The following is a 26,130-nucleotide window of genomic DNA, read 5'->3' as shown; positions in this document are numbered from 1 at the left end:
GTTCAGGCTCTGCCTTAGGGCAGTTTTTGTTGTTCTCGGCCTGGTTGTGGGGCATGCCCCAAATACAACGCCTCTCCAAAAGAATCAGTTAGCTGCGCCTCCGCCGTGTTGTTTTTATTATGCGTGAGTCGATTCGTCTTATTTTTATTGTCTTGTGCATTGCTTGTTATTGTTCTTGTACTAAACATATAGCAGGTGCCGTGCCAACTTTTGCGATCCCCAGTAAAACAAGGGGTTAGGCGTGCCTGGTGGTGTTTTTCAGGCCAAAAAAAACCGGGGCTTCGTTACCTTTAGCCCCGGCTTTTGTTACGTCCAATTACACAGGTAACAGTTTTTTTCACAAAGTCGAGCGTTACCCACACTCGGGTCAGCCTGGGTTCAGCTTTCGCTGGCTACCCCGCTTTTGCGCCGCGGGATGCCCAGGCGCTGGCGACGTTCCCAAAGGCATTTGCGGCTGACGCCCAGTTTGCGTGCCAATTCGGTCTCGGTCATGTGGTCCTGGTGTTCGAGGACAAAGTGCTGGAAGTAGTCTTCCAGGGACAGGTCCTCGGTGGGCTCGTGACTGGTGTTGCCCTGTTGCGCTGGCAGGCCGACGAAGTCATCGTCTTCGAGGTCGCTCAGCTCGATATCAATCCCCAGCAGGTCAGCGGAGATTTCCGGGCTTTCGCACAGGATTACCGCGCGCTCTACAGCGTTTTCCAGTTCACGCACGTTTCCTGGCCAGGAATAATGGCGAATAGCCTGTTCGGCGTCGGCGGCGAACTTCAGGTCCGAGCGGCCGATGCGTGCGCTCTGGCGGGCGAGGAAGGCATTGGCGATTTCAATGACGTCGGCGCCGCGCTCGCGCAAGGCGGGCAGTTTCAGAGCAATCACGTGCAGGCGGTAATACAGGTCTTCACGGAACTGGCCGATTTTCGAGAGGCTTTTCAAGTCGCGGTGAGTCGCTGCAATCAGGCGGACATCGACTTTTTGCGACTGCACGGACCCCACGCGACGGATCTCGCCTTCCTGCAGAACCCGCAGCAGGCGCGCCTGGGCCTCCAGTGGCAGCTCCCCGATTTCGTCGAGGAACAGTGTTCCGCCGTCCGCTGCTTCCACCAAGCCTGCACGCCCGGCGCTGGCGCCGGTGAACGCGCCTTTCTCATGGCCGAACAATTCGGACTCGATCAGGGTTTCCGGAATGGCCGCGCAGTTCACCGAGATCATGGGGGCCTTGGCCCGCTTGGAGAGGTTGTGCAGTGCCCGGGCCACCAGCTCCTTGCCGGTACCGGACTCGCCCTGGATCAGGACATTCGAATCTGTTGGCGCCACCTTGCGGATCTTGCTGTACATATCCTGCATGGGCGGGCAGGAACCGATGATGCCGATTTCGCCGTTGTTGTTGCTGGCGCCGGCCTTGTCCGCAACGCTCCCCGTCTTGGTGGCTGGACGATCTGCCGGTGCGTTCTCGGCGCTTTGTCGGTCGCGGAGAATCCGGGCCACGGCCTGGAGCATTTCATCGTGGTCGAACGGTTTGGCGATGTAGTCCACCGCACCCATTTTCATTGAGTCCACAGCCGAGCGCAGGCTGGCGTAACTGGTCATGATCAGTACAGGAGTGCCCTGGCCGAGCTTGATCAGTTCGGTGCCGGGGGCGCCAGGCAAGCGCAGGTCGCTGACAATCAGGTCGAATGTGGGAATGCTGAAGCGTTCCTGGGCTTCCTGCACCGAGCCGGCTTCGCTGACCTGGTACTGGTTGCGTTCCAGCAGGCGGCGAAGGGCGGAGCGGATAATGGTTTCGTCTTCGACGATCAGAATATGCGGCATTGATTCAATTCTCTCGACGGTCTCAGTTCACAGCGGACGTCGCTTCGACATGACGCGGTAAGGTCACCCGAATACGGGTGCCGCGTTGGCTTTGTGGATCGGCCGGGCTGTCGATGGTGATTTGTCCATAATGCTCTTCAACGATGGAATAGACCAGTGCAAGGCCCAGTCCGGTACCTTCCCCAGGGTCCTTGGTGGTGAAAAACGGTTCGAACAATCGGTCCATGATGTTCTTGGGAATGCCGCTGCCTTCGTCTTCCACGATCAGATCGACCGTGTGTTCGAAAGCCTCGCTCTTGACGCGTACCGCGCTGCCGGGAGGAGAGGCGTCGCGGGCGTTGGACAGGAGGTTGATCAGTACCTGCGCCAGCCGCTGCGGATCACCATCGACCCAGTGGTCGGGATCGCACAGATTGAAGAACTGCACTTCGAAATTGCGCCGGTTCAAGGCCAGGAGACCAATGGCGTCCTGGGCAACTTCGGCCAGGCAGACGGCTTCGTCGTTGTGCTGATGGCTACCGGCGTGGGCAAAGCTCATCAGTGACTGGACGATGCGCGAAATGCGCTTGGTCTGTTCGAGGATCTGCTCACTGATTTCCGTCAGCTCACCGTCTTCCTCGCGCTCCTCCCGCAGATTCTGCGCCAGACAGGCGATGCCGGTGATCGGATTGCCGATCTCGTGAGCCACCCCGGCAGCGAGGCGTCCGATACTGGCCAGGCGTTCGGAGTGCACCAGCTTGTCTTCCAGGGTCTGGGTTTCGGTCAGGTCTTCCACCAGTAACACCAGGCCGCTATTACCCGGAGCCAACGGCTCGTCGATGGCCGCCTTGTGCAGGTTCAGCCAGCGAGTCTGGCCGTCGAGGGCCAGATGCCGCTTGTGCAAGTGCTCGTCCGGCAAGTTGATAAAGCCCTGCAGCAGGTCTTTCCATGGATTGGTGATGGTGCTCAGGCGCGATCCCACCACATGCTGAGCGGGAATGCCGGTCAACTCCTCCATGGCCTTGTTCCACATGAGGATTTCCTGATCCTTGGCCAGGGAGCAGACGCCCATGGGCAGTTCCTGCAGGGTTTGTCGGTGGTAACGGCGCAGGGCATCGAGCTCGGCGGCCAGGCCGGTCAGGCGTGAGTGGTAGTCCTCAAGGCGGCTCTCGATGAAATGGATGTCTTCGGTGACATAGTTTTCTCCGCCGGCCTTGTAGGGCAAGAAGGTTTCCACCATGTCCTGGGCGACACTCGGTCCCATCAGGCCGGACAGGTTGGCCTCGATACGGTCACGCAGACGTCGCAAGGCATAGGGGCGGCGTTCGTCAAAAGGCAGATACAGGTCGCGCAAGGCTTGCTCCACTTCCTTTTGCGCGGCCTTGGCTCCCAGCGGCTTGGCCAGTTGGGTGGCGAACTCCTGAGGTGAGGCCGCATGCAGTTCCCGGCGCTGCGGTCGGCGCACGTTGTCCACTGCGCAGGCTTCGGCGGCGCTGGTTTCCTCGGTACTGGCGTTGGTGAACAGCGAAATCAGGGTGAACATCAGTACGTTGGCTGCCAGCGAGGCGATGGCTGCCATGTGCCAGCTCGTGTCGTCGAGGACGTAAATCATGTTCAGCAGCGGGATATAGAAACCCTGCAGGTTGCCGATCAGAGGCAGCAGCATGGTCACCAGCCAGACCAGGATCCCCGCCAGCAGCCCGGCAATGAAGCCCCGACGGTTGGCGGTCGGCCAGTACAACACCGAAAGCACGCCGGGAAGAAATTGCAGGGTAGCGACGAAGGCGACAATTCCCAGGTTGGCCAGGTCCTGTTCGGCTCCCAGCAGCAGGTAGAAGGCGTAGCCGGCCATGATGATGGCGACGATCAGGGCGCGACGGGTCCACTTCAGCCAGCGATAGATGTTGCCTTCTGCGGGGGGCTGGTAAAGCGGCAGCACCAGATGGTTCAGGGCCATCCCCGACAGGGCCAGCGTGGTGACGATGATCAGACCGCTGGCGGCCGAGAGTCCGCCGACATAGGCCAGTAGCGCCAGGGCTGGGCTGTTGGCGGCGATACCTATGCCCAGGGTGAAGTATTCCGGGTTGGTGGTGGCGCCGAGCTTGAGTCCGGCCCAGAGAATCAGCGGCACCGCCAGGCTCATCAGCAGCAGGAACAGCGGCAGCCCCCAGCTGGCGCTGACCAGGGCTCGGGGGTTGAGGTTTTCGGTAAAGGTCATGTGGTACATGTGCGGCATGACGATCGCCGAGGCGAAGAACACCAGCAGCAAGGTGCGCCACGGGCCCTCTTGCAGTGGGGTGTGCAGCGCGGCGAGGGCGGTCTGGTTCTGCAGTAGCCAGAGTTCCAGCTGTTGCGGACCATCGAAGACCCCGTACAGCGCATACAGGCCGACACCGCCGATGGCGATCAGCTTGATCACCGATTCGAAGGCAATGGCGAACACCAGGCCTTCATGTTTCTCCCGGGTAGCGATGTGCCGTGAACCGAAGAAAATCGTGAACAGGGTGATCAGCGCGCAGAAGCTCAGCGCTACTCGATGTTGCACCGGTTCATGGGTGAGGATGCCAATGGAATCGGCTACTGCCTGGATTTGCAGGGCCAGCAAGGGCAGGACTCCCACCAGCATGAAGATGGTGGTCAGGGCGCCGGCCCAGGTGCTGCGGAAACGGAAGGCGAAGAGGTCCGCCAGGGATGACAGTTGATAGGTGCGGGTGATCTTCAGGATCGGATAGAGCAGCACCGGCGCCAGCAGGAAGGCCCCGGACACCCCCAGGTAGCTGGAGAGGAACCCGTAGCCGTACTGATAGGCCAGGCCCACCGTGCCGTAGAAGGCCCAGGCGCTGGCATAGACCCCCAGCGACAGGGTGTAGGTCAGTGGGTGGCGAATGATCGAGCGCGGAATCATGCCGCGCTCACTGATCCAGGCCACCCCGAACAGCACCAGCAAGTAGGCGGCGCTGATCAGGATCATCTGGGTCAGGCTAAAGCTCATCGGCATCTTTTTGGCTCTGCAGGATGAAGGTCACGACGATCAGAATCAGCCAGAGCAGATACGGGCGATACCAGGCGCCAGTAGCATCGATCCACCAATCCATGATGGCGGGGGAGAACAGATAGATCCCCACTACCAGGAGCAGGACCAAGCGATAGATGTACATCTCGGCCTCTCTTTATTGTGTGCGTGCCCGAAAACGTGCGGCGATGGTAACGGATGGGCGCCAAGCTGCAAGGGGCGTCAGCTCAATTGGGCTTCCGGCACGCTCAGTGTGCGTGGAATCAAGCGTGCATCCCAGTGCGCAGTACCCCAGCGCATGATCTCTGCCACGCTGGCATCGGCCAGTTCGCTTGGCGCTGTCTGCCCCAGGGCCCGCAGCGCTCGCAATAGCAAGGGCGGCGCCTGATCTTCGCTCAGTGGTGGCGAGCGGTAGGACTTGCCCAGTTTGTGGCCGTCCGGCTGAGTGATCAGCGGCACATGCAGGTAGCGCGGCTGAGGCAGCCCCAGCAATTCCTGCAAGTACAACTGACGCGGTGTGGAGTCCAACAGGTCAGAACCACGGACGATGTCGGTGATGCCTTGCCACGCGTCATCCAGCACCACTGCCAGTTGATAAGCATAGAGGCCATCCCGGCGCTGGATCACGAAGTCCCCCACGTCCCGGCCCAAGTGCTGGCGGTACTCGCCCTGGACCCGGTCGGTGAAGCGGTACTCCAGCTCCGGCACGCGCAGGCGGATCGCTGCATGCTCTCGGGCATGGCCGAGGTTGCGGCACAGGCCCGGGTAGATGCCGTGGTAGGGCTCCAGCTGTTTGCGTGAACAGGTACAGGCATAGGCCAGGCCCTGGTTGAACAAGCGGTTGAGCACCTCGGCATAGGCAGTGTGGCGTTCGCTCTGACGGACCATGTCACCGTCCCATTCGAAACCGTAGCATTCCAGGGCCTTGAGGATCGCTGCCTGGGCGCCGGGCTCTTCCCGGGGCGGATCGAGGTCTTCCATGCGCACCAGCCAGCGGCCGCCGACAGCTCGGGCATCCAGATAGGAGGCAAGGGCTGCAACCAGCGAGCCGAAATGCAGGTAGCCGCTGGGGGTGGGGGCGAAGCGTCCGATGTATGAAGCAGATGTGGAGGCAGTCATGGGCAGGATGCTATCGGGGCTGGCCCCGCAGTGATGACAGGAACGGGGGGATTGCTTTCGCGAGTGAGCTCGCTTCTACAGCGCAAGGCGGAAACGAAAACGGAGCGTGTATACGCTCCGTTTCAGGTTCAGGCCGGCGATTACTTGCCGACTTGTTTTTCCTTGATTTCCGCCAGGGTCTTGCAATCAACGCACATGTCGGCGGTTGGGCGGGCTTCCAGTCGGCGGATGCCGATCTCGACACCACAGGATTCACACCAGCCGTATTCTTCGTCTTCGATCAGTTGCAGGGTCTTGTCGATCTTCTTGATCAACTTGCGCTCACGATCACGGGCGCGCAGTTCAAGGCTGAACTCTTCTTCCTGGCTGGCACGGTCGGCCGGGTCAGGGAAGTTGGCCGCTTCATCTTTCATGTGATCAACAGTGCGGTCGACTTCCTGCATCAAATCCTGTTTCCACTTGTTCAGGATCTTGGTGAAGTGCTCACGCATGGGCTTGCCCATGTACTCTTCGCCCGCAGTTTCAACATAAGGTTCAAAACCGCTGATCGATTGAATCTGTTGCTTTGCTTGGGTGGGCATGAATGGACCGCCTCTACTCTTGTAATCCATTGCGCAGGATTGCTCCATCTCCGACACTTGCCGGCCCTGCGGCTGCAAGCGGGCGAACTTACCAGATCAAACCAGAGCGCGCTACTCCCGGTTGTCGAGCCTGCGTCCAGTCGCAGTCCGTAGACACGGGAAAACTCTGGCATGGCTTGCAGATCGGTCCGCTCAATCGTTGATTTTAGTCAAATCTGCGGTTTCTGTTTGCACCAGTTGGCGCAAGGCAACAGACCGCATGGATGGGGTTGGGTTCTCCCGAGCTTCACTGGATGGGTAGAATCGGACTTTTGCTCCCCCTCGAATAAAGGAAGGCTAATGGCTCTGCCCTACAGTGCGCGCAGTCGCGCTATCGAACCTTTCCATGTCATGGCCCTGCTGGCCCGCGCCAATGAGTTGCAGGCCGCCGGACATGATGTGATTCACCTGGAGATCGGCGAGCCGGACTTCACCACCGCCGAGCCGATCATCAAGGCCGGGCAGGCGGCCTTGAGCGCCGGCAAGACTCGTTACACCGCGGCGCGAGGTATCCCGGAGCTGCGTGGGGCAATCTCCGGTTTCTACCAGCAGCGTTATGGCCTGGATATCGACCCCGAGCGGATCATGATCACTCCCGGAGGTTCTGGTGCGTTGCTGCTGACCAGCAGCCTGCTGGTGGACCCGGGCAAGCACTGGCTGCTGGCTGACCCGGGCTATCCGTGCAACCGGCATTTTCTGCGTCTGGTGGAAGGTGCTGCGCAGTTGGTGCCGGTAGGGCCGGATGTGCGTTATCAACTGACTCCTGACTTGGTGGAGCGTTACTGGGATCAGGACAGCGTCGGCGCCCTGGTTGCTTCCCCGGCGAACCCTACCGGGACTGTGCTCAGTCGTGATGAACTGGCGGGCCTGTCCGCTGCGATCAAGGCTCGCAACGGACATCTGGTGGTGGACGAGATCTACCACGGCCTGACCTATGGCACTGATGCCGCCAGCGTGCTGGAAGTGGATGACAGCGCTTTCGTCCTGAATAGTTTTTCCAAGTATTTCGGCATGACCGGTTGGCGCCTGGGGTGGCTGGTGGCACCGCCTGCGGCTGTGGGTGAGCTGGAGAAACTGGCGCAGAACCTCTACATCAGTGCGCCGAGCATGGCCCAGTACGCTGCTCTGGCCTGTTTCGAGCCGCAAACCATCAGCATGCTGGAGGAGCGTCGTGCCGAATTCGGGCGCCGCCGGGATTTCCTGCTCCCGGCCTTGCGCGAGTTGGGCTTTGGTATCGCCGTGGAGCCTGAAGGAGCCTTCTATCTGTACGCCGATATCAGCGCTTTTGGTGGTGATGCCTTTGCTTTCTGCCGGCACTTCCTGGAGACCGAGCACTTGGCCTTCACTCCCGGCCTGGATTTCGGTCGTCACCAGGCGGGACACCATGTGCGTTTCGCCTACACCCAGAGCCTGGAGCGCCTCCAGGAAGCGGTACAGCGTATCTCCCGTGGCCTGCAGAGCTGGCAAGGCTGATGCGCTTCGATCCTCCCTTGGAAGAAGGGCGTCTGCTGCGTCGCTACAAGCGTTTCCTGGCAGACATCGAAACCGCTGCGGGCGAACAGATGACGATTCACTGTCCCAATACCGGCTCAATGTTCAATTGCATGGTTGAAGGCGGGCAGGTGTGGTTCAGCCGTTCCAACGACCCCAAGCGCAAGCTGCCGGGCACCTGGGAAATCAGTGAAACGCCTCAAGGTCGTCTGGCCTGCGTCAATACCGGGCGGGCCAACAGCCTGGTTGAAGAGGCGTTGAGGGCGGGGCTGATCAATGAATTGAACGGCTTCACCGGGTTGAAGCGCGAGGTGCCTTATGGGCAGGAGAACAGTCGCATCGATTTTCGCCTGGATTACCCGGGCGGTCCGGCCTATGTCGAGGTCAAGAGTGTCACTCTGGGGTTCGATGGTTGCGCAGTAGCGGCGTTCCCCGATGCGGTGACCCAGCGCGGCGCCAAGCACTTGCGTGAACTGGCAAGCCTGGCTCGGGAGGGGGTACGTGCGGTTCAGCTGTATTGCGTCAATCTCTCGGGTATAGAAGCAGTGCGTCCGGCAGAGGAGATTGATCCGGGGTATGCCGTAGCCCTGAGGGAGGCGGTAGCGGCCGGTGTCGAGGTGCTGGCTTATGGCGTTCGCCTGACTGCGCAGGAAGTCTCTATCGATCGGCGCCTAGAGGTGCTGTTTTAGGGTTAAAGATCGACCCAGATACCCTGACTGTCTTCCCTGCAGTCGATAGCCCTCAGGAATTGCCCGGCGCATGGCCCTGCCACACATTCGCCACTCTCGATCAGAAACAGTGCGCCATGGGTGGCGCACTGGATCAGGCTGGCGCTGGGATCGAGGAACTGATCAGGTTGCCATTCCAGAGGCACTCCTCGGTGCGGGCACTGATTGGCATACACGTAGGCCTGCCCCTCACGGCGCACGGCAAAGAGCTTCAAGCCCGCAAGCTGGAAACCCCGGCTACCGGTCTCGGGAAGGTCACTCCCGGCGCAAAGAAATTTCATGTCTATCCTCTTGGTCCGAAGGCTCTGCGCTAAGGCTGTCACAGTTTTTCCGTGGCGGCAGGATGAAACATGTCGACGCTTGACTGCTAAATGAAAACAATTATCAAATGGCCGCCTCGCCCGACACGGGGTGCTTGCTCATTTCGATGCCTGCTCTGCCTGGCATGTCACATGGACAGTTGCTTCGCGGGCCCCACGTCTATAAAGGAAATGTACTTATGCGCCTGAGTGCCAGCGCCATTGCGTTCTGTGCCGGAATGCTGGTGAGCCAGTGGGCCACCGCCGATGAATTGCCGCAGCGTTGGGTCAGTGCGGGTGGGGCCTTGTCTGAGTGGGTAACAGCTCTGGGCGCGGAGTCGAAGCTGGTGGGGGTCGACACCACCAGCCAGCATCCGGCATCACTCAAGGCGCTGCCCAGCATTGGCTATCAACGACAGCTATCGGCGGAAGGGATCCTGAGCCTGCGGCCGCAGATTCTGGTGGGTACAGAAGAAATGGGCCCGCCGCCGGTGCTGTCACAGATTCGTAGCGCCGGGGTCAAGGTCGAGCTGTTTTCTGCCCAGGCCGATCTTCCTACCTTGCAGCACACTTTGCGGCATCTGGGGCAACTACTGGGCCGCGATGCGCAAGCCGCAGAGCTGTTTCAGTACTATCAAAAGCAGCTTGAACAGCAACACGCCTGGGTCAGTGAGGCACAGAAGGCCCAGGCGGCGCCGGGAGTATTGCTGCTGCTGGGGCATGCTGGCGGTAAACCGCTGATTGCCGGCAAGGACACTGCGGCGGACTGGCTCCTGCAGCAGGCCGGTGGGCACAACTTGGCGACCCATACCGGCTACAAGCCGTTTTCGGTGGAGTCCTTGGCCGGCTTGAGTCCGCAAGTCCTGGTGTTTTCCGATCGCAGTCTGAGCGGCGACGCGGCCCGTGCTGCGCTGTTCAAGGAAAACCCGGTGCTGGCGTCTACTGCGGCGGTCAAGGCTGGGCGGGTGGTCGAACTGGATCCGACCTTGCTGGTGGGGGGCTTGGGGCCTCGGTTGCCGGATAGCCTGAAGCGCCTGGCGGCAGTGTTCTACCCCCAGGCCAAGTCGGCCCAATGAGTCGTCTGGTCAAACCTAGAACGCTGTTTCTCGGGTTGGGAGCCCTGTGCCTCCTGGCTATTTGGCTGTCACTGGCCTTGGGGCCGGTCAGCCTGCCCCTGTTCGATACCTTGCGCGCCGCCCTGCGCTTGCTTGGAATACCGATCAATGGGCAGGGGCTGGAGCAGGCGGAGCTGATCCTCGGGCAGATCCGCCTGCCGCGGACCTTGCTTGGCCTTGCGGTGGGGGGCGTGTTGGCGCTGTCTGGCGTGGCCATGCAGGGACTGTTTCGCAATCCCCTGGCGGACCCGGGGTTGGTGGGGGTGTCCAGTGGGGCGGCGTTGGGCGCGGCGATCGCCATTGTCGGCGGCTCGATGTTCGGCGGTGTACCGGAAGCTATTGGTCCTTATCTGCTTTCACTCTGTGCCTTTCTGGGGGGCCTGGGAGTGACAGCACTGGTCTATCGACTTGGCCGGCGCAACGGCCAGACTCATGTGGCGACCATGTTGCTGGCGGGAATAGCCTTGACGGCCCTGGCCGGCTCGGCCGTGGGCTTGTTCACCTACCTGGCGGATGACGCCACCTTGCGAACCTTGACCTTCTGGAACCTGGGCAGCCTGAACGGTGCCAGCTACCAGCGGCTGTGGCCGCTGTTGCTGGTAACGGCGGCGGTGGCTCTGTGGCTGCCTCGTCGGGCCAAGGCATTGAATGCGCTGCTGCTAGGCGAGTCCGAGGCCAAGCACCTGGGGATCGATGTCGAAGTGCTCAAGCGCGAACTGGTGTTCTGTACTGCCCTGGGTGTGGGAGCTGCCGTGGCTGCAGCGGGGATGATAGGTTTTGTCGGGTTGGTGGTGCCTCATCTGGTGCGCCTGCTGTCGGGGCCGGATCATCGCACCTTGCTTCCGGCATCGATCCTGGCGGGGGCCAGCTTGTTGTTGTTGGCTGACCTGGTGGCGCGCCTGGCGCTGGCACCAGCCGAATTACCCATCGGTATCGTCACCGCTTTTATCGGCGCGCCGTTCTTTTTGTACCTGTTGTTGCGAGGGCGCGCCTGATGCTGCGGGTCGAGAATCTGCATGTCCGCCGTGGTGGTAAAGATGTTCTGTTCGGCGTGGACCTGCAATTGTTGCCGGGCCAGGTATTGGGGGTGCTTGGACCCAATGGCGCCGGTAAAAGCAGCCTGCTCGGAGCCATGAGTGGAGAGTTGGCGGCCCACCAGGGCCGAGTGTCGCTGGATGGGCAAGAGTTGGCGCAGTGGCAGGGTACATTGCGGGCGCAACGTCTGGCGGTGTTGCCTCAGGCGTCGAGTCTGGACTTCGCTTTTCGGGTCGAGGAAGTGGTGGGGCTTGGGCGCTTGCCCCATCAGAGTGGTCGCGTGCGTGACGCACAGATAGTCAGTGCTGCGCTGGAGGCGGCCGATGTGATGCATCTGTCGGGGCGCAGCTACCTGGCGTTGTCGGGTGGAGAGCGGCAGCGGGTGCATCTGGCGCGGGTCCTGGCGCAATTGTGGCCAGGACAGAGTGGACACAACCTGTTGCTGGATGAGCCCACGTCTGCCCTCGATCCGTTGCATCAACACATCACCTTGCAGGCCGTCCGGGAGTTTGCCGATCGCGGCGCGGCGGTGCTGATTATCCTCCATGACCTGAATCTGGCGGCGCGCTACTGTGATCGGGTATTGCTGCTTGAAGGCGGACGCCCGCATTCGTTGGGTACGCCAGCCGAGGTGCTGCGTTCCGAGCCGTTGCAAGCGGTGTTCGGCCTGGAGGTTCTGGTGCAGCAGCACCCTGAACGCGGGCATCCGTTGATCATTGCCCGTTGATCTGACACACGGAGAGACCTGATGCGTGCACTCTCGCTACTGCTGGCCCTGTTGCTGGCGGCCTGTCACAGCATGCCGGAAACGCTGCCGCCGCCGGTTGCGCAGGAGCCAGGCAACATTATTGATCTGCACAATGGTGAGGCGCTGAGCCCTGGCGAGCTGGTTGAACGCCTGGCACAGGCGCCCAGGCTGATAGTCGGTGAGCAGCATGACAACGCCGATCATCACGCGTTGCAGCTCTGGCTCTTGCGCTCTATGTCCGCGGAGCGGCAACAGGGCAGTCTTTTGTTGGAAATGCTCAATCCGGATCAGCAATCAAAAGTCGATGAGGTCAAGCGGTCCCTTGATGGGCGGCGTTTGCCTGATGGACTACCCGCTACGCTGGCCTGGCAACCGGGTTGGGACTGGAGTCTCTACGGTCCGCTGGTGGGTTATGCGTTGAAGCAGCCCTATCCATTGCTGGCAGCCAATCTGGATACTCAGGACGTGCGCAGGATTTATGCACAAGCGCCTGTTCTGTCCGGGGCGCGGAGCAATGCCCGCCCAGTGACTCAGCTATTGTCCGCGCAAATTCGCGAGTCCCACTGCGGCCTACTGCCCGAAAGCCAGGTGCCGTCCATGCTGGCGGTGCAGCAACAGCGGGATCGGCGCATGGCCGAGCGACTGCTGGCGGCCCCGACTCCAGCCTTGCTGTTTGCCGGATCTTTTCATGGGCGCCGGGATCTTGGGGTGCCCTTGCACATGGCTGATCTGGATCAGGGGCAGGAAGTTGTGGTGCTGATTCTGGCGGAGCAGGGAAGTGAGGTTTCCCCGGCATCGGCCGATTACGTCTGGTACACGCCACCCCAGCCACCCAAGGATTACTGTGCGCAATTGAAACCTTGAATGGCTCACTTTTTCACAGGCAAAAAAAGACCCGGCAAGAGCCGGGTCAAATAACCGTGATTAGCCTGATGAGGAGATAATCTGAGAGTCCGAACCACTGGTCTTCCAGGTTATCGACTGATCTCGCGACCAGTTGTGATAATCATAACGATTCTCATTTCGAAGTCAACAAAGCTTTTTCAGTTTTCGCATATTTCGCTAAACGCTTGTTTGGATCCTCTGCTCGTTCAATCTTGGCTCGGGCTGTTCAAGGCCATGAGACGGGTCACTTCCTTGTTCAGCAGGTCGATGCGCCTTGCCATGCTCTCGATCAGGCTGTGGGCGATGCGTGGATTGCTCTGGGTCAGGCTGAGGAACTGCTCCTTGGGAATCAGCATGATCGTGCTCGGCTCGCTGGCGATCACACTGGCGCTGCGTTTCTCTCCGGTGAAGACCGCCATGGCGCCAAAAATCTCATCCTTGGGTACATCGCCAACTTTGTGGCCATCGACAAAGGCTTGGGCGTGCCCTTCGAGAATCACGAACACATGATCCGCCTCATCCCCCTGAGCAATCAGTACTTCGCCGGAAGCTACCCGTTTGAAGCCGTTGCTGCTGCGTAATTCCGGAGGTTTCAAGCGTGCTACTGCATCAGAGAGTAGGGCGGTCTGGCCAATCAGGTATTGCAGCAACAGTTCCGAGCGCTGTTCGTCGGCGTAGATATGCCGGAACACGTCGGTCCGCAAATAGGGGGTCAATATCAGTGGTGTGTCGCTGCTCAAGTGCCACTGTGGTTGCTCGATACCCCGACGCAACCCCACCAGATCGCCTTCATGCAGGTAAAAAAGTGGTCGTTCGTCAACGCTGGCCTGGATCACGCCGCTGTCGAGGAGGAACAGTTGGTGACCGGGCAGTGCGCTGGACAGGTCTGCTACAGCTTCAAATTCCAGGGCTGAACCGCTGGGTGAAAGTCCCGCCAGTAGCTGCGTCGGGATACTTTGCAGACGATTGATCAAGGCATCGGCGTAGGCCGGTTGCTCCCCCATCAGGTACATAAGGTTCTGCCAGTCAGTTTTTGTGGCGAGAGGAAATGGCGTCCAGCTGTTTGTTCAACGCCTCTTTGCGTTCAGCAGGAAGGTCGTTCCAGTGCATGTCCATCAAGGCTCCTTCAATGGCGTATAGCAGGACTTTAGAGGCGCGAAAGCCGCGGGTGCGCACCGCCCGATAGGCGTCTACCGCGCCCAGGCGGCGCAAGTCCGAAGCACTATGGATGCCCACTGCATGCAGCCATTGTGCGGAGGTCTTGCCAAGGTTCTTCAAATGTTGCAGTTCATCATTCATTAAGCCTCCTGGCGATGGCCGAATGGTGAGTGGGCAGCCTCAAAGGAGTGTAGCGCTCAGTAGAAAACGCGCTGTTCTTTGGTCGGGTTTGGCGCAAATGCTTCTAAGGAGGGGGTGTCAGGGCGAGGCAGCGAGGGTAAGGGAGCAATGGGGATGTCACGGGTCCGGCGCGCAGTTGGGCGCCGGACAGAGCAGTGCAGGGGCTTTCAGCGGGTGTTGTAACGCAGGCGGGTACCGAAGTTGACTGACATGAGGATTTCGTCGGCAGTCAGTTCTACCGGGAAGTAGGCGCCAGAGATTTGCGCATGGGCCAGGCTGGCGCCTTCCATGGTGGCATTGCGCAGGTCCAGGCCACGCAGATCGGCGGAACGGAAGTAGGCGTCAGTAAAGTCGATGCCCTGAGCGTTCAACTGTCGCAGGTCGAGGCCGCGGAAGTCACCGCCACGCATGTCGATGGGTTGATCCTTTGGACGTTCGCGGTTGAAACCGACGATGTCGTCTTTATGCAGCAGGGCGTAAAGCGGAGTATCCAGAAGTTTCGGTTGGCTCATGGCGACGTCACCAGTGTTGGATTTATGACGCCAGTATAGTGCCACTATTTTTCAGCCGTGAAGTCTTTGCACTTCACGGCTGAAATTACTGCTTACAGGCCTGGGAGGCGCTGACGAATGTTGGCAACCAGAGCATCCAGGCTACCGCTTTCATTGGTTTCGATACGCTTGCTGCGTAGCAGCTCTTCGTCGGTCAGGGCCTCACGCGTGGCTTGCTGGGTGGCGATCACTTCCAGAGTGGCATCGGAAGGATCGTTCTGATCGGCTTGACGTTGAGCCAACCAGCTGGCGACCACGGCCTCGGGTGCGTTGCAGTCGATGATCAGGCAAGGGGTGCCGGTGGCTTCGGCCACCTTGGCTGCGGCATCCCGCTGCGCGCGCTTGAGGTAGGTAGCGTCGATCACGACTGGGAAACCAGCGCGCAGAATAGTTTCGGCAATTTCATGCAGGCGGGTGTAGGTGGCGCTGCTGGCTTCGCTGCTGTAGATACCGGCGTGAGGGTCGTTCGGCACTTGTTGCTCGCCGAACAGACGCTTGCGTTCCACATCAGAGCGCAGGCGAACGGCGCCCAGTGCCTCCACCAGACGCATGGCTACGCGGCTTTTGCCAACGGCCGAGACGCCCGAGGTGATCGCCAGGAAGCGTGATGGAATGGTGCTGTAGCTTTCCGCCAGGTTGGCGTAGTTGCGGTATTGGCGCAGGGTGGTGGCGCGCTGCACCGGAGTGGCATCGGCCGGCATGCTGAACAGGCTGACTTTGGCGCGTACCAGAGCACGGTAGGCTTTGTAGAAGTTCAGCAGTTCCAGGCCCTGATAGTCACCAGTCAGTTCCAGGTACTGGCTGATGAAACGCCGCGCCAGGCTTTTCAGGCCGCGATCTTCCAGGTCCATGGCGAGGAAACCGGTGTCGGCATAGACGTCAGTGAAACGGAAGGGTTCGTTGAATTCGATGCAGTCGAAAATCACCACCTTGCCGTCGATAAGGGTGGCGTTGCCCAGGTGGATATCACCGTGGCACTCACGGATAAAGCCTTCGCTCTTGCGTTGGGCCAGCAGTGGCTTGAGGCGTTCGAAACTAGCCTCGGCCCAGGCCTCCAGGGCTTCGAGCTGCTGCAGGTCGGCCTTATCGCTGAGGAAGGGGCGTATCTGCTCGAAGTTCTGGCGTACTGGCGCCATTACGCTTTCCGGTGTACCGGCTTCGTGGGCGGCCGGGACCTTGGGGGCGCTGAGGTGGAACTCGGCGATCTGCTTGGCCAGCTCGTCGATGTGCGCGGTGGTCAGTTCGCTATTGGCTTGCAAGGTGCTGAGCAATTGGCTCTGGGGGAACTGGCGCATTTTCAGCGCGTATTCGATGACCGGGCCGTTGCCGCCCAGCTCTGGTGCTTCGGCGCTACCGGTGATCGGCAGGACTTCCAGGTACAGGTCCTGGGTCAGGCGCTGGTTCAGGCGCAGCTCTTCACCGCAGAAATGCTCCCGGGCATCCAGGCTGGTGAAATCGAGGAACCCGAAATTCACTGGCTTCTTCACTTTATAGGCAAAGGGACCGGTGAGCAGTACCCAGGAGATGTGGGTTTCGATGACCTGAAACCCTTCTACGGGATGAGGATACAAAGCGGGGTTTTGCAGGGCGGCGATCAGTGACTGGCTCACAGGCGATCCTTCAGAGTCGGGGAAAATCGAGGGCGTCATTATGGCCGCTGGGAGGGGTAACGCAAACCTCGGGTGGCGCATGTTGAGGATGAATAAAGTGCGTATAATCCGCCGCCATGACTCGTACCCGATCCCCTCGTTCCGCTAAAAAAACTCCCTCTGGTGGCCTGCGCCCCTGGCTGGGCTGGGCGCTCAAGCTCAGTTTGGTCGGCTTGGTAGTGCTCGCTGGCTTTGCGGTTTACCTCGATGCTGTGGTCCAGGAAAAATTCTCCGGCAAGCGCTGGACTATCCCGGCCAAGGTCTACGCCCGTCCGCTGGAGCTGTTCGTCGGACAAAAGCTTAGCAAGGAGGACTTTCTGACGGAGCTCGATGCCCTGGGCTATCGCCGCGAAAGTGTCGCCAACGGTCCCGGTGCTGCTGCGGTCAGCGGCAACACTGTCGATCTGAATACCCGTGGCTTCCAGTTCTATGAAGGATTGGAGCAGGCGCAGCCGGTTCGCGTGCGTTTCTCCGGTGACTATGTGGCGGAGCTGTCCGGCAGTAAGGGCGCCAAGCTTGCGGTCGTGCGGCTGGAGCCGCTGCTGATCGGTGGCCTGTACCCGAAAAACCTGGAGGACCGGATCCTGATCAAGATCGATCAGGTTCCCCCCTACCTGCTGGAAACCCTGGTGGCGGTGGAAGACCGTGACTTCTATTCGCACTTCGGGGTGTCACCGAAGTCGATTGCCCGGGCGATCTGGGTCAACACTTCGTCGGGCCAGATGCGCCAGGGTGGCAGCACCCTGACCCAGCAGTTGGTGAAGAACTTCTTCCTGACCAGTGAACGCAGCCTGTCGCGAAAGCTCAATGAAGCCATGATGGCGCTGCTGCTGGAACTGCATTACGACAAGCGCGAGATTCTCGAGGCCTATCTCAACGAGGTTTTTGTCGGCCAGGATGGTCAGCGAGCGGTGCACGGTTTCGGTTTGGCCAGCCAGTTCTTCTTCAGCCAGCCGCTGTCCGAACTCAAATTGCATCAGGTAGCGCTGCTGGTGGGGATGGTCAAAGGTCCTTCCTATTACAATCCGCGGCGTTATCCGGAGCGTGCTCTGGAACGGCGCAATCTGGTGCTCGACCTGCTTGAGCAACAGGGTGTGGCCACTGCCGAGCAGGTTGAAGCTGCGAAAAAAATGCCATTGGGCGTGACCAAGCGCGGCAGCCTGGCTGACAGCTCGTTCCCAGGCTTCCTCGACCTGGTTAAGCGCCAGTTGCGAGAAGATTATCGCGACGAAGACTTGACTGAAGAAGGGCTGCGAATCTTCACCAGTTTCGATCCCATCCTGCAGATGAAGGCTGAGGCTTCGGTCAACGATACCTTCAAACGCCTGGCTGGACGCAAGGGGTCGGAAGACGTTGAAGCGGCCATGGTGGTGACCAATCCGGAAACCGGCGAAGTCCAGGCCATGATCGGCAGTCGTCAAGCCAGCTTCGCCGGGTTCAATCGGGCATTGGACGCAGTGCGTCCAATTGGCTCGCTGATCAAGCCTGCGGTCTACCTGACGGCTCTGGAAAAGCCCAGCCAGTACACCCTGACCAGTTGGCTTTCCGATGAGGCTTTCTCGGTGAAGGGGGCTGACGGCCAGGTGTGGAAGCCGCAGAACTACGACCGTCGTTCCCATGGCACCGTTTTCCTGTACCAGGGCCTGGCCCATTCCTACAACTTGTCCACCGCGCGACTTGGCTTGGAAGTAGGCGTACCCAACGTCCTGAAAACCCTGGGGCGCCTGGGCGTTACCCGGGAGTTCCCGGCGTTCCCCTCGATGCTGCTGGGAGCCGGTGGCATGAGCCCGATCGAAGTGGCGACCATGTACCAGACCCTGGCCAATGGCGGTTTCAATACGCCAATGCGCGGCATTCGCAGCGTATTGACGGCCGAAGGCGAACCGCTCAAGCGCTATCCGTTCCAGATTCAGCAGCGATTCGATGCTGGGTCTATCTACCTGATCCAGAGTGCGATGCAGCGTGTGATGCGCGAAGGCACGGGTAGCTCGGTTTACAACGTATTGCCCAAGACCCTGGCGCTTGCGGGCAAGACCGGCACCAGTAACGACTCCCGTGACAGCTGGTTCGCGGGCTTTAGCCAGGACCTGCTGGCGGTGGTCTGGCTGGGTCGTGACGATAATGGCAAGACGCCGTTTACCGGCGCCACGGGTGCCTTGCAGGTGTGGACCAGTTTCATGCGCAAGGCCGATCCGCTGCCGCTGGATATGCCGCAGCCGGACAACGTGGTTCAAGCCTGGGTCGATTCGCGTACCGGACAGGGCTCCGATGCCAACTGTCCGGGGGCTGTACAGATGCCGTATATTCGCGGCAGCGAACCGCCTCCCGGCGCCTCCTGCGGTGGTGAAACCCCGGCAGGTAGCGATGTGATGGATTGGGTCAAGGGCTGGATGAACTAAGCGATGAGGGTTTGACGTGAACAAGTGGTGGGTTCCAGCTATTACAGCTCTGGCGTTGCTCAACGGTTGCGCCAGTGTGCAGCGCGGCTCCATTCCCGTCGTGGACTCCGGCACGGCCGTGTCCAACAGTGAGCGGATTTCTGCCTCCGGAGGCTTTCGACAGACGACGATCAAGCGTCCGGCGCAAGCTCAAGCACAGGCGATTCCGGAGGACTCCGGGGTGGTGGTGATGGTTCCGGGTGGTGGCGCAACGGCTTCGGCGCCGATCAGCAGCTCGCCGATTACTCCGGGGCCTATTACCTCCGGGCCTATTACCCCGGGTCCGGTGGACGGCTCCGGCTATCAGCCGGCGCCGATCAACCAGGGTACCTACAACATGCCTTCCACGCCCAGTGGCATCCCTTCGGCACGTGCCGGTGGCCTGTCTGCTGATGAGCAACTGGACGGTCCGGTGCTAGCGTTGCTAACCACTGCGCAACAGCAGCAGTCCAGTGGTGACCTGAACGGTGCTTCTTCCAGCCTCGAGCGGGCGCAGCGTGTTGCTCCACGTGAGCCGCAGGTGTTGTACCGCCTGGCTCAGGTGCGCATGGCCCAGGGCGATGCGCCGCAAGCCGAACAGTTTGCTCGTCGCGGTCTGAGTTTTGCCAATGGTCGTCCCGATCTTCAGGCGAGTTTGTGGGAGTTGATCGCCCAGGCACGGGAGAAACAGGGTGATGCAGCTGGTGCCGCCCAGGCACGGCAGAAAGCCCGAGTCTCGCTGTGATGGATGTGCGTTTTCCCAAGATCGCCGAGCAGTTGCTGCTGATCGAGCGTGAGTTGCGCGTGCAGGGGCTGTGGGACGAGATAGCACCCAGTGCCGAGGCTCTGGCCAGTACTCAGCCTTTTGCCGTGGATACGCTGGATTTCGAGCAGTGGCTGCAGTGGATCTTTCTGCCGCGCATGAAGGTGATCCTGGAGCAGGACCTGCCGCTGCCCAATGCCTCCGGTATCCAGGAAATGGCCGAAATGGTGTTCTCCACCCGGCCGATGCAGGGGCGCGATCTGCAGTTGCGAATGTTGCTCAAAGAGTTCGATCAGCTCATCGCGGCCACCCGCTGAATCCGAGACTGCCGGGTGTGCCTGGCAGTCGCCTTCGGATGCCAGGCACCGTCCTCCTCACCTCTTCCTAGCGCTCTTCTTGCCGTTCTGCCGGCAGCCTTGACCAGTCCCTGTCTATAGGCCGATGACCAAAGTCAAGGTGCGCATTTCTGAGTTGCTTGTCGAATATTGCGCAATCGAAGTGCAGGCAGTGGTTGTTTTTGGGTTTTTTCTTGCGTTCTCATGCGCTTAGTTCGAATTAACTACATAGACGACTTGACTTGAAGAGAACGAAACAGAAGAATCCAAAGTCCGCTGTAGAGGGACTGCCAGAAGCAGACCCACTCAGCAGATCATGAGGCGCACATCCGCGCCGAAGTGCTACACCCGCAACGCGTTACCTCGCGCTGGGTGGGAAAACCCCGCAACACTTTGGGGCGCTCCCAATACTTGCTCAGTCAGTGCTGACGTAGTCGGCGACCACCGTCGCTCATGCTCTGCTGAGAAGTAAACCTATTAAGACCCGCTCCCTTTTGAGGGCGGTATTCTGGCGTTTTAGAGGTGAACAACGTGGAGCTTTTATCTGGCGGTGAGATGCTCGTCCGCTTTTTGCGTGACGAAGGCGTCAAATATATCTACGGGTACCCAGGTGGTGCTCTCCTTCATGTTTACGATGCCCTGTTCAAAGAGCCGGAAGTGACTCACATCCTGGTTCGTCACGAACAAGCGGCAACCCATATGGCTGACGGCTACGCTCGTGCCACCGGTAAAGCCGGTGTGGTACTGGTGACTTCCGGCCCGGGCGCGACCAATGCCATTACCGGTATTGCCACCGCCTATATGGACTCGATTCCAATGGTGATCATTTCCGGTCAGGTGCCTAGCACCATGGTCGGTACCGATGCGTTCCAGGAAACCGACATGATCGGTATCTCCCGGCCGATCGTGAAGCACAGCTTCATGATCAAGCACGCTTCGGAAATCCCGGAAGTCATGAAGAAAGCCTTCTACCTGGCGCAGTCCGGTCGTCCCGGTCCGGTAGTGGTCGATATCCCGAAGGACATGACCAACCCGGCTGAAAAGTTCGAATACGTTTTCCCCAAGAAAGCCAAGCTGCGCTCCTACAGCCCAGCTGTCCGTGGTCATTCCGGGCAAATCCGCAAGGCGGCAGAGATGCTCCTGGCGGCCAAGCGACCTGTGCTTTATGCAGGCGGCGGCGTGATCCTTGGTGGCGGCTCTGCACCGCTCACCGAACTGGCCAAGATGCTCAATCTGCCAGTGACCAATACCTTGATGGGCTTGGGCGCCTATCCAGGTACTGACCGACAGTTCGTCGGCATGCTCGGCATGCACGGCAGCTACACGGCCAACCTGACCATGCACCACGCTGACGTGATTCTTGCAGTAGGCGCGCGCTTCGATGACCGGGTTATCAACGGTGCACCGAAGTTCTGCCCGAACGCCAAGATCATTCATGTGGACATCGACCCTGCTTCCATCTCCAAGACCATCAAGGCTGACGTGCCTATCGTGGGGCCTGTGGAAAGTGTCCTGACCGAAATGGTCGCGGCGCTCAAGGAAATCGGCGAGACCCCGAACAAGGACACGGTCGCCAGCTGGTGGAAGCAGATCGACGAGTGGCATGGTGATCGCGGCCTGTTCCCTTACGACAAGGGCGACGGCAGCATCATCAAGCCGCAAACGGTGATCGAGACCCTGTGCGAAGTGACCAAGGGCGATGCCTTTGTCACCTCCGACGTGGGCCAGCACCAGATGTTCGCGGCGCAGTATTACAAGTTCAACAAGCCCAATCGCTGGATCAACTCCGGCGGCCTGGGCACCATGGGCTTCGGTTTCCCGGCAGCCATGGGCGTCAAGTTGAGCTTTCCGGATAATGATGTCGCCTGCGTCACCGGCGAGGGCAGTATCCAGATGAATATCCAGGAGCTGTCCACCTGCCTGCAGTACGGTCTGCCGGTCAAGATCGTTAACCTGAACAACGGTGTGCTGGGCATGGTGCGCCAATGGCAGGACATGAGCTACGGCAGCCGTCACTCGCACTCCTACATGGAGTCGCTGCCTGACTTCGTCAAGCTGGTTGAGGCCTATGGGCACGTGGGCATGCGTATCACGGATCTGAAGGATCTGAAGCCGAAGATGGAAGAAGCGTTCGCCATGAAGGATCGCCTGGTATTCCTCGATATCCAGGTCGATACCAGCGAGCACGTCTATCCGATGCAGATCAAAGACGGCTCTATGCGCGATATGTGGCTGAGCAAGACGGAGCGTACTTAATCATGCGGCACATCATTTCCTTGCTTTTGGAAAACGAACCGGGCGCTTTGTCTCGCGTAGTTGGTCTGTTCTCTCAGCGTAACTACAACATTGAAAGCTTGACCGTGGCACCGACTGAAGACCCGACCCTGTCGCGTCTGACCCTCACCACGGTTGGTCATGATGAGATCATCGAGCAGATCACCAAGAACCTGAACAAGTTGATCGAGGTGGTGAAGCTGGTGGACCTTTCGGAAAGTGCTCACATCGAGCGCGAACTGATGTTGGTCAAGATCAAGGCCACTGGTGCACAGCGCGCCGAGGTCAAGCGCACTACCGATATTTACCGTGGGCAGATCGTTGATGTCAGCGCCAGCGTGTATACCGTTCAATTGACCGGTACCAGCGACAAGCTCGACAGTTTCATTCAATCGATCGGCACCGCGTCGATTCTGGAAACCGTACGCAGTGGTGTCACCGGGATTGCCCGTGGCGACAAAGTACTGAGCATCTAACTCAAATTAGCGAATGGCCGGAACGGCCTGATATAGGGGAAATTCATGAAAGTTTTCTACGATAAAGACTGCGACCTGTCGATCATCCAGGGCAAGAAAGTTGCCATTATCGGTTACGGTTCCCAGGGCCACGCTCAAGCTTGCAACCTGAAAGACTCCGGTGTTGACGTGACTGTAGGCCTGCGCAAAGGCTCGGCCACTGTTGCCAAGGCTGAGGCTCATGGCCTGAAAGTGACCGACGTTGCTGCAGCCGTTGCCGGCGCCGACCTGGTCATGATCCTGACCCCGGACGAGTTCCAGTCCCAGCTGTACAAGAATGAAATCGAGCCGAACATCAAGAAGGGCGCCACCCTGGCCTTCTCCCACGGCTTCGCGATCCACTACAACCAGGTTGTTCCACGTGCTGACCTCGACGTGATCATGATCGCGCCGAAGGCTCCAGGCCACACCGTGCGTTCCGAGTTCGTCAAGGGCGGCGGTATTCCTGATCTGATCGCTATCTATCAGGACGCTTCCGGCAATGCCAAGAACGTAGCCTTGTCTTATGCTGCTGGCGTGGGCGGTGGTCGTACCGGCATCATTGAAACCACCTTCAAGGACGAGACTGAAACCGACTTGTTCGGCGAGCAGGCTGTTCTGTGTGGCGGTACCGTTGAGCTGGTCAAAGCCGGTTTCGAAACCCTGGTTGAAGCTGGCTACGCGCCGGAAATGGCCTACTTCGAATGCTTGCATGAACTGAAGTTGATCGTTGACCTCATGTACGAAGGCGGTATCGCCAACATGAACTACTCGATCTCCAACAACGCCGAATACGGCGAGTACGTGACTGGGCCAGAAGTTATCAACGCCGAATCCCGTCAGGCCATGCGCAACGCTCTGAAGCGCATCCAGGACGGTGAGTACGCGAAGATGTTCATCAGCGAGGGTGCTACCGGTTACCCATCGATGACCGCCAAGCGTCGTAACAACGCTGCTCACGGTATCGAAATCATCGGTGAGCAACTTCGTTCGATGATGCCGTGGATCGGTGCCAACAAAATCGTCGACAAAGCCAAGAACTAAGTTCGAGCCTTGTCAGAGAAAACGCGGCCTAGGCCGCGTTTTTTCGTTTGGACGGGTAGGTTCTGGTATAAAGCTGGATCCTTTGTGGCCGAATCACGGCCCTGGGGTATCTGTCGAAACTTTTCACACCGTTGCAAGGTATTTGTCCATGAGCGAACGTCCCGAAGAGCCAAACCAGGCCTCTGACGCCGAAAGCCTGCTACCGATCGATGAGCATGTCGAAGAAGGGCATGACGCTGAAGGCCGTAAAGTCCGGCATCGTGGTATCTATCTTCTGCCGAATCTGTTCACCACTGCGAACCTGTTCGCGGGGTTCTATTCCATTATCAGTTCCATGAGTGCCCAGAGTGCGCTGAGTGCCGGGGACACGGCGGGGGCGAGCAAGTACTTTGCCTTTGCCGCTATTGCGATCTTTGTCGCTATGGTCCTTGACGGTTTGGATGGGCGTGTAGCTCGTATGACCAATACCCAAAGTGCTTTCGGCGCCGAGTACGATTCACTGTCGGATATGGTTGCATTTGGCGTAGCGCCGGCATTGCTTGCCTTCGGTTGGGCTCTTGGCGATATGGGTAAGGTCGGCTGGATGGTCGCCTTTATCTATGTGGCGGGTGCTGCACTGCGCCTGGCACGTTTCAACACTCAGGTGGGAACTGCTGATAAGCGTTACTTCATTGGCCTGGCCAGCCCTGCGGCGGCGGGTGTGGTGGCCGGTATTGTCTGGGCTTTCAGTGACTACGGTATCCAGGGTTCGAAGATGTCGTTTCTGGTGGCGCTGATGGTGGCGGCGGCAGGCATGTTGATGGTCAGCAATATCAAGTACAACAGCTTCAAGGACCTGGATCTGAAAGGGCGGGTACCCTTTGTAGCGATTCTGGCAGTAGTGCTGGTGTTTGCCGTGGTGTTCAGCGATCCGCCACGTATTCTGCTGCTGGTGTTCCTGGCTTATGCGGCTTCGGGCCCTATCCAGTACCTGTTGCACCTGCGTCGCCGCAAAAGCGCCGAGTGATGTAATTTCCTCCATACTCCGCAGTCTATTGGTACATCTGTCCTCCAATACTGCGGAGTTGCCATGTTGTTCAAATTCCCCAAAGCGTCCGACTGCAATGAGTCGGATGTCACGCCTGAATCTCTTTATCTCTCTCGACGCAGCTTGCTGGGTGGTGCGGTTGCAGGCATCGCTTTTGCCGGTTTGCCGCGTTGGGCAGTTGCGCAGGATGTGGCGCGTTACGCCGACGTGGAGCCCGGCCGTGCGCCTGCATGGTTCTCTGACAAGCTGACCAACACCCGGTGGCAAGCCGTAACAGTCAAGGGAGAGGCGATCACGCCTTTCAAGGATGCGACCCACTACAACAACTTCTATGAGTTCGGTACGGACAAGGGGGATCCGGCGGCCAACGCGGGTGCGCTCAAGACCGAACCATGGAGTGTGGTGGTTGATGGTGAGGTCGCCAAACCTGGACGCTATACCCTCGAAGATTTCATGAAGCCCTACTCGCTGGAGGAGCGTATTTATCGACTTCGCTGTGTAGAAGCCTGGTCGATGGTGATTCCCTGGATAGGCTTTCCAATCTCTGCGTTGCTCAAGCAGGTGGAGCCAACCAGTAAAGCCAAGTTCATTCGTTTTGAAACACTGCAGGACCCTAAGAGCATGCCGGGTCAGCGTTCCGGTTTTGCCTTGATCGACTGGCCCTATGTCGAAGGCTTGCGTCTTGATGAGGCGATGCATCCATTGGCAATTCTTGCGGTAGGGATGTATGGGCGTGAGCTGCCTAACCAGAATGGTGCGCCTCTGCGACTGGTGGTGCCTTGGAAGTATGGCTTCAAGAGTGTGAAGTCGATTGTGCGTATCAGCCTGGTCAGTGAGCAGCCGAAGACTACATGGCAGAGCATTGCGGCCAACGAGTATGGTTTTTACGCAAATGTGAACCCGGCTGTTGATCATCCTCGGTGGACTCAGGCGCGGGAGCGTCGTCTGCCGAGTGGGCTGTTCAGTCCTAACGTAAGAGAAACGCAGATGTTCAACGGCTACTCGGATGAGGTTGCTTCTCTATATAGCGGCATGGACCTTCGGAAGAATTACTGATGCGTTATTCGTTCTGGCGTGTCGTCGTCTTTATTGCTGCGGCTGTCTGGCCCCTGTATTGGCTGTATGAGGCCTGGGCTTCGGTGTTGGGGCCAGACCCCGGTAAGGTTTTGGTTGATCGTCTGGGCTTGGGTACGCTGGTGTTGCTGTTGATCACCTTAAGTATGACGCCGTTGCAGCGTCTTACTGGGTGGGCGGGTTGGATAGCGGTGCGCAGGCAGTTAGGGTTGTGGTGTTTCGCCTATGTCGTGTTGCACTTGTGTGCCTACGGCGTATTCATTCTCGGTTTGGATTGGTCGCAGTTGGGCGTAGAGCTGCGCAAGCGGCCATATATCTTTGTCGGT

The 26,130-nt window shown here is 59.3% G+C and carries 25 protein-coding genes (1 of these 25 cut by a window edge); 15 read left to right on the top strand and 10 right to left on the bottom strand.

Going from position 1 to position 26,130, the window contains the following annotated elements; translation table 11 throughout:
• Positions 1-378: 378 nt before the first annotated feature.
• The 5 genes from KHO49_RS11755 to dksA all read right to left on the bottom strand — a co-directional run bounded on the left by KHO49_RS11755 (position 379) and on the right by dksA (position 6,498).
• Positions 379-1,806 (bottom strand): sigma-54-dependent transcriptional regulator, encoded by a 1,428-nt coding sequence (locus KHO49_RS11755; RefSeq protein ID WP_102882225.1) that lies wholly within the window; start codon positions 1,804-1,806, stop codon positions 379-381.
• Between the two features lie 22 nt (positions 1,807-1,828).
• Positions 1,829-4,783: a sensor histidine kinase gene (locus tag KHO49_RS11750; RefSeq protein WP_213665044.1), complete on the bottom strand. Its 2,955-nt coding sequence runs from the start codon at positions 4,781-4,783 to the stop codon at positions 1,829-1,831.
• Positions 4,767-4,943, bottom strand: a complete 177-nt coding sequence (locus KHO49_RS11745; RefSeq protein ID WP_003176118.1) for a hypothetical protein — start codon at positions 4,941-4,943, stop codon at positions 4,767-4,769. Before KHO49_RS11745 ends, KHO49_RS11750 begins: the two co-directional genes overlap by 17 nt.
• A 77-nt stretch (positions 4,944-5,020) precedes the next feature.
• On the bottom strand, positions 5,021-5,917 hold the full coding sequence (gene gluQRS, locus KHO49_RS11740) for a tRNA glutamyl-Q(34) synthetase GluQRS (protein WP_213665043.1): 897 nt from the start codon (positions 5,915-5,917) through the stop codon (positions 5,021-5,023).
• A 140-nt stretch (positions 5,918-6,057) separates the two neighbouring features.
• Positions 6,058-6,498 carry an RNA polymerase-binding protein DksA gene (gene dksA / locus KHO49_RS11735; RefSeq protein ID WP_011063504.1) on the bottom strand — a complete coding sequence of 147 codons (441 nt, stop codon included), beginning with the start codon at positions 6,496-6,498 and terminating at the stop codon, positions 6,058-6,060.
• A gap of 339 nt (positions 6,499-6,837) precedes the next feature.
• On the opposite strand from dksA, the gene KHO49_RS11730 reads away from it, so the two are divergent.
• On the top strand, positions 6,838-8,010 hold the full coding sequence (locus KHO49_RS11730) for a pyridoxal phosphate-dependent aminotransferase (protein ID WP_102865492.1): 1,173 nt from the start codon (positions 6,838-6,840) through the stop codon (positions 8,008-8,010).
• A complete protein-coding gene (sfsA, locus tag KHO49_RS11725; RefSeq protein WP_110652097.1) occupies positions 8,010-8,717 on the top strand; it encodes a DNA/RNA nuclease SfsA in 708 nt (235 codons plus the stop codon). Before KHO49_RS11730 ends, sfsA begins: the two co-directional genes overlap by 1 nt.
• Before the next feature lie 2 nt (positions 8,718-8,719).
• Here sfsA and KHO49_RS11720 read toward each other — a convergent pair whose 3' ends face one another.
• Positions 8,720-9,037, bottom strand: coding sequence for a Rieske (2Fe-2S) protein (locus KHO49_RS11720; RefSeq protein ID WP_123390457.1), 318 nt, complete (start codon positions 9,035-9,037; stop codon positions 8,720-8,722).
• Between the two features lie 218 nt (positions 9,038-9,255).
• On the opposite strand from KHO49_RS11720, the gene KHO49_RS11715 reads away from it, so the two are divergent.
• The 4 genes from KHO49_RS11715 to KHO49_RS11700 are packed head-to-tail and all read left to right on the top strand — an operon-like array spanning position 9,256 to position 12,817.
• Complete coding sequence (locus tag KHO49_RS11715) at positions 9,256-10,131, top strand: heme/hemin ABC transporter substrate-binding protein (protein ID WP_213665042.1); 876 nt, start codon at positions 9,256-9,258, stop codon at positions 10,129-10,131.
• Entirely contained in the window at positions 10,128-11,165 is a 1,038-nt protein-coding gene (locus KHO49_RS11710; protein WP_213665041.1) for a FecCD family ABC transporter permease, read from the top strand. Before KHO49_RS11715 ends, KHO49_RS11710 begins: the two co-directional genes overlap by 4 nt.
• Positions 11,165-11,932 (top strand): heme ABC transporter ATP-binding protein, encoded by a 768-nt coding sequence (locus KHO49_RS11705; protein ID WP_213665040.1) that lies wholly within the window; start codon positions 11,165-11,167, stop codon positions 11,930-11,932. Before KHO49_RS11710 ends, KHO49_RS11705 begins: the two co-directional genes overlap by 1 nt.
• A gap of 21 nt (positions 11,933-11,953) precedes the next feature.
• Positions 11,954-12,817 carry a ChaN family lipoprotein gene (locus KHO49_RS11700; RefSeq protein ID WP_213665039.1) on the top strand — a complete coding sequence of 288 codons (864 nt, stop codon included), beginning with the start codon at positions 11,954-11,956 and terminating at the stop codon, positions 12,815-12,817.
• A gap of 227 nt (positions 12,818-13,044) precedes the next feature.
• Here KHO49_RS11700 and KHO49_RS11695 read toward each other — a convergent pair whose 3' ends face one another.
• The 4 genes from KHO49_RS11695 to KHO49_RS11680 form a co-directional block, all read right to left on the bottom strand.
• Entirely contained in the window at positions 13,045-13,851 is an 807-nt protein-coding gene (locus KHO49_RS11695) for a Crp/Fnr family transcriptional regulator (RefSeq protein WP_102882220.1), read from the bottom strand.
• Positions 13,852-13,864: 13 nt separating this feature from the next.
• A complete protein-coding gene (locus KHO49_RS11690; RefSeq protein ID WP_011063495.1) occupies positions 13,865-14,137 on the bottom strand; it encodes a TfoX/Sxy family protein in 273 nt (90 codons plus the stop codon).
• 206 nt (positions 14,138-14,343) lie between these two features.
• Positions 14,344-14,688, bottom strand: coding sequence for a pentapeptide repeat-containing protein (locus KHO49_RS11685; protein ID WP_102882219.1), 345 nt, complete (start codon positions 14,686-14,688; stop codon positions 14,344-14,346).
• 92 nt (positions 14,689-14,780) lie between these two features.
• Positions 14,781-16,337, bottom strand: a complete 1,557-nt coding sequence (locus KHO49_RS11680; RefSeq protein ID WP_110597060.1) for a bifunctional aminoglycoside phosphotransferase/ATP-binding protein — start codon at positions 16,335-16,337, stop codon at positions 14,781-14,783.
• Positions 16,338-16,453: 116 nt separating this feature from the next.
• Between KHO49_RS11680 and mrcB the strand changes: the two genes are divergently transcribed.
• From mrcB to msrQ, 9 genes are all read left to right on the top strand, one after another.
• The gene (mrcB, locus tag KHO49_RS11675) at positions 16,454-18,775 is read left to right on the top strand and encodes a penicillin-binding protein 1B (protein WP_110597059.1); all 2,322 of its coding nucleotides are present in this window, start codon (positions 16,454-16,456) and stop codon (positions 18,773-18,775) included.
• A gap of 16 nt (positions 18,776-18,791) precedes the next feature.
• Positions 18,792-19,538 (top strand): tetratricopeptide repeat protein, encoded by a 747-nt coding sequence (locus KHO49_RS11670; RefSeq protein ID WP_110652102.1) that lies wholly within the window; start codon positions 18,792-18,794, stop codon positions 19,536-19,538.
• Complete coding sequence (locus tag KHO49_RS11665) at positions 19,538-19,873, top strand: YqcC family protein (RefSeq protein WP_102882215.1); 336 nt, start codon at positions 19,538-19,540, stop codon at positions 19,871-19,873. Before KHO49_RS11670 ends, KHO49_RS11665 begins: the two co-directional genes overlap by 1 nt.
• A gap of 549 nt (positions 19,874-20,422) precedes the next feature.
• Positions 20,423-22,147, top strand: a complete 1,725-nt coding sequence (locus tag KHO49_RS11660) for an acetolactate synthase 3 large subunit (protein WP_213665038.1) — start codon at positions 20,423-20,425, stop codon at positions 22,145-22,147.
• 2 nt (positions 22,148-22,149) lie between these two features.
• A complete protein-coding gene (gene ilvN / locus KHO49_RS11655; protein ID WP_016964842.1) occupies positions 22,150-22,641 on the top strand; it encodes an acetolactate synthase small subunit in 492 nt (163 codons plus the stop codon).
• A 45-nt stretch (positions 22,642-22,686) separates the two neighbouring features.
• On the top strand, positions 22,687-23,703 hold the full coding sequence (ilvC, locus tag KHO49_RS11650) for a ketol-acid reductoisomerase (protein WP_007959661.1): 1,017 nt from the start codon (positions 22,687-22,689) through the stop codon (positions 23,701-23,703).
• Between the two features lie 148 nt (positions 23,704-23,851).
• Entirely contained in the window at positions 23,852-24,709 is an 858-nt protein-coding gene (gene pssA, locus KHO49_RS11645) for a CDP-diacylglycerol--serine O-phosphatidyltransferase (RefSeq protein WP_102865505.1), read from the top strand.
• A gap of 63 nt (positions 24,710-24,772) precedes the next feature.
• The gene (msrP, locus tag KHO49_RS11640; RefSeq protein WP_213665037.1) at positions 24,773-25,786 is read left to right on the top strand and encodes a protein-methionine-sulfoxide reductase catalytic subunit MsrP; all 1,014 of its coding nucleotides are present in this window, start codon (positions 24,773-24,775) and stop codon (positions 25,784-25,786) included.
• On the top strand, positions 25,786-26,130 hold the 5' portion of the coding sequence (msrQ, locus tag KHO49_RS11635) for a protein-methionine-sulfoxide reductase heme-binding subunit MsrQ (RefSeq protein WP_213665036.1). It continues 276 nt past the right edge of the window; only the first 345 of its 621 coding nucleotides appear in the window; it begins with the start codon at positions 25,786-25,788; its stop codon lies beyond the right edge, outside the window. Before msrP ends, msrQ begins: the two co-directional genes overlap by 1 nt.

The sequence above is a fragment of the Pseudomonas sp. RC4D1 genome, assembly GCF_018390395.1.
GTDB lineage: Bacteria > Pseudomonadota > Gammaproteobacteria > Pseudomonadales > Pseudomonadaceae > Aquipseudomonas > Aquipseudomonas danubii.
Note: the sequence above shows the minus strand (reverse complement) of the source record. Positions and strands in the feature narration are given on the sequence as shown.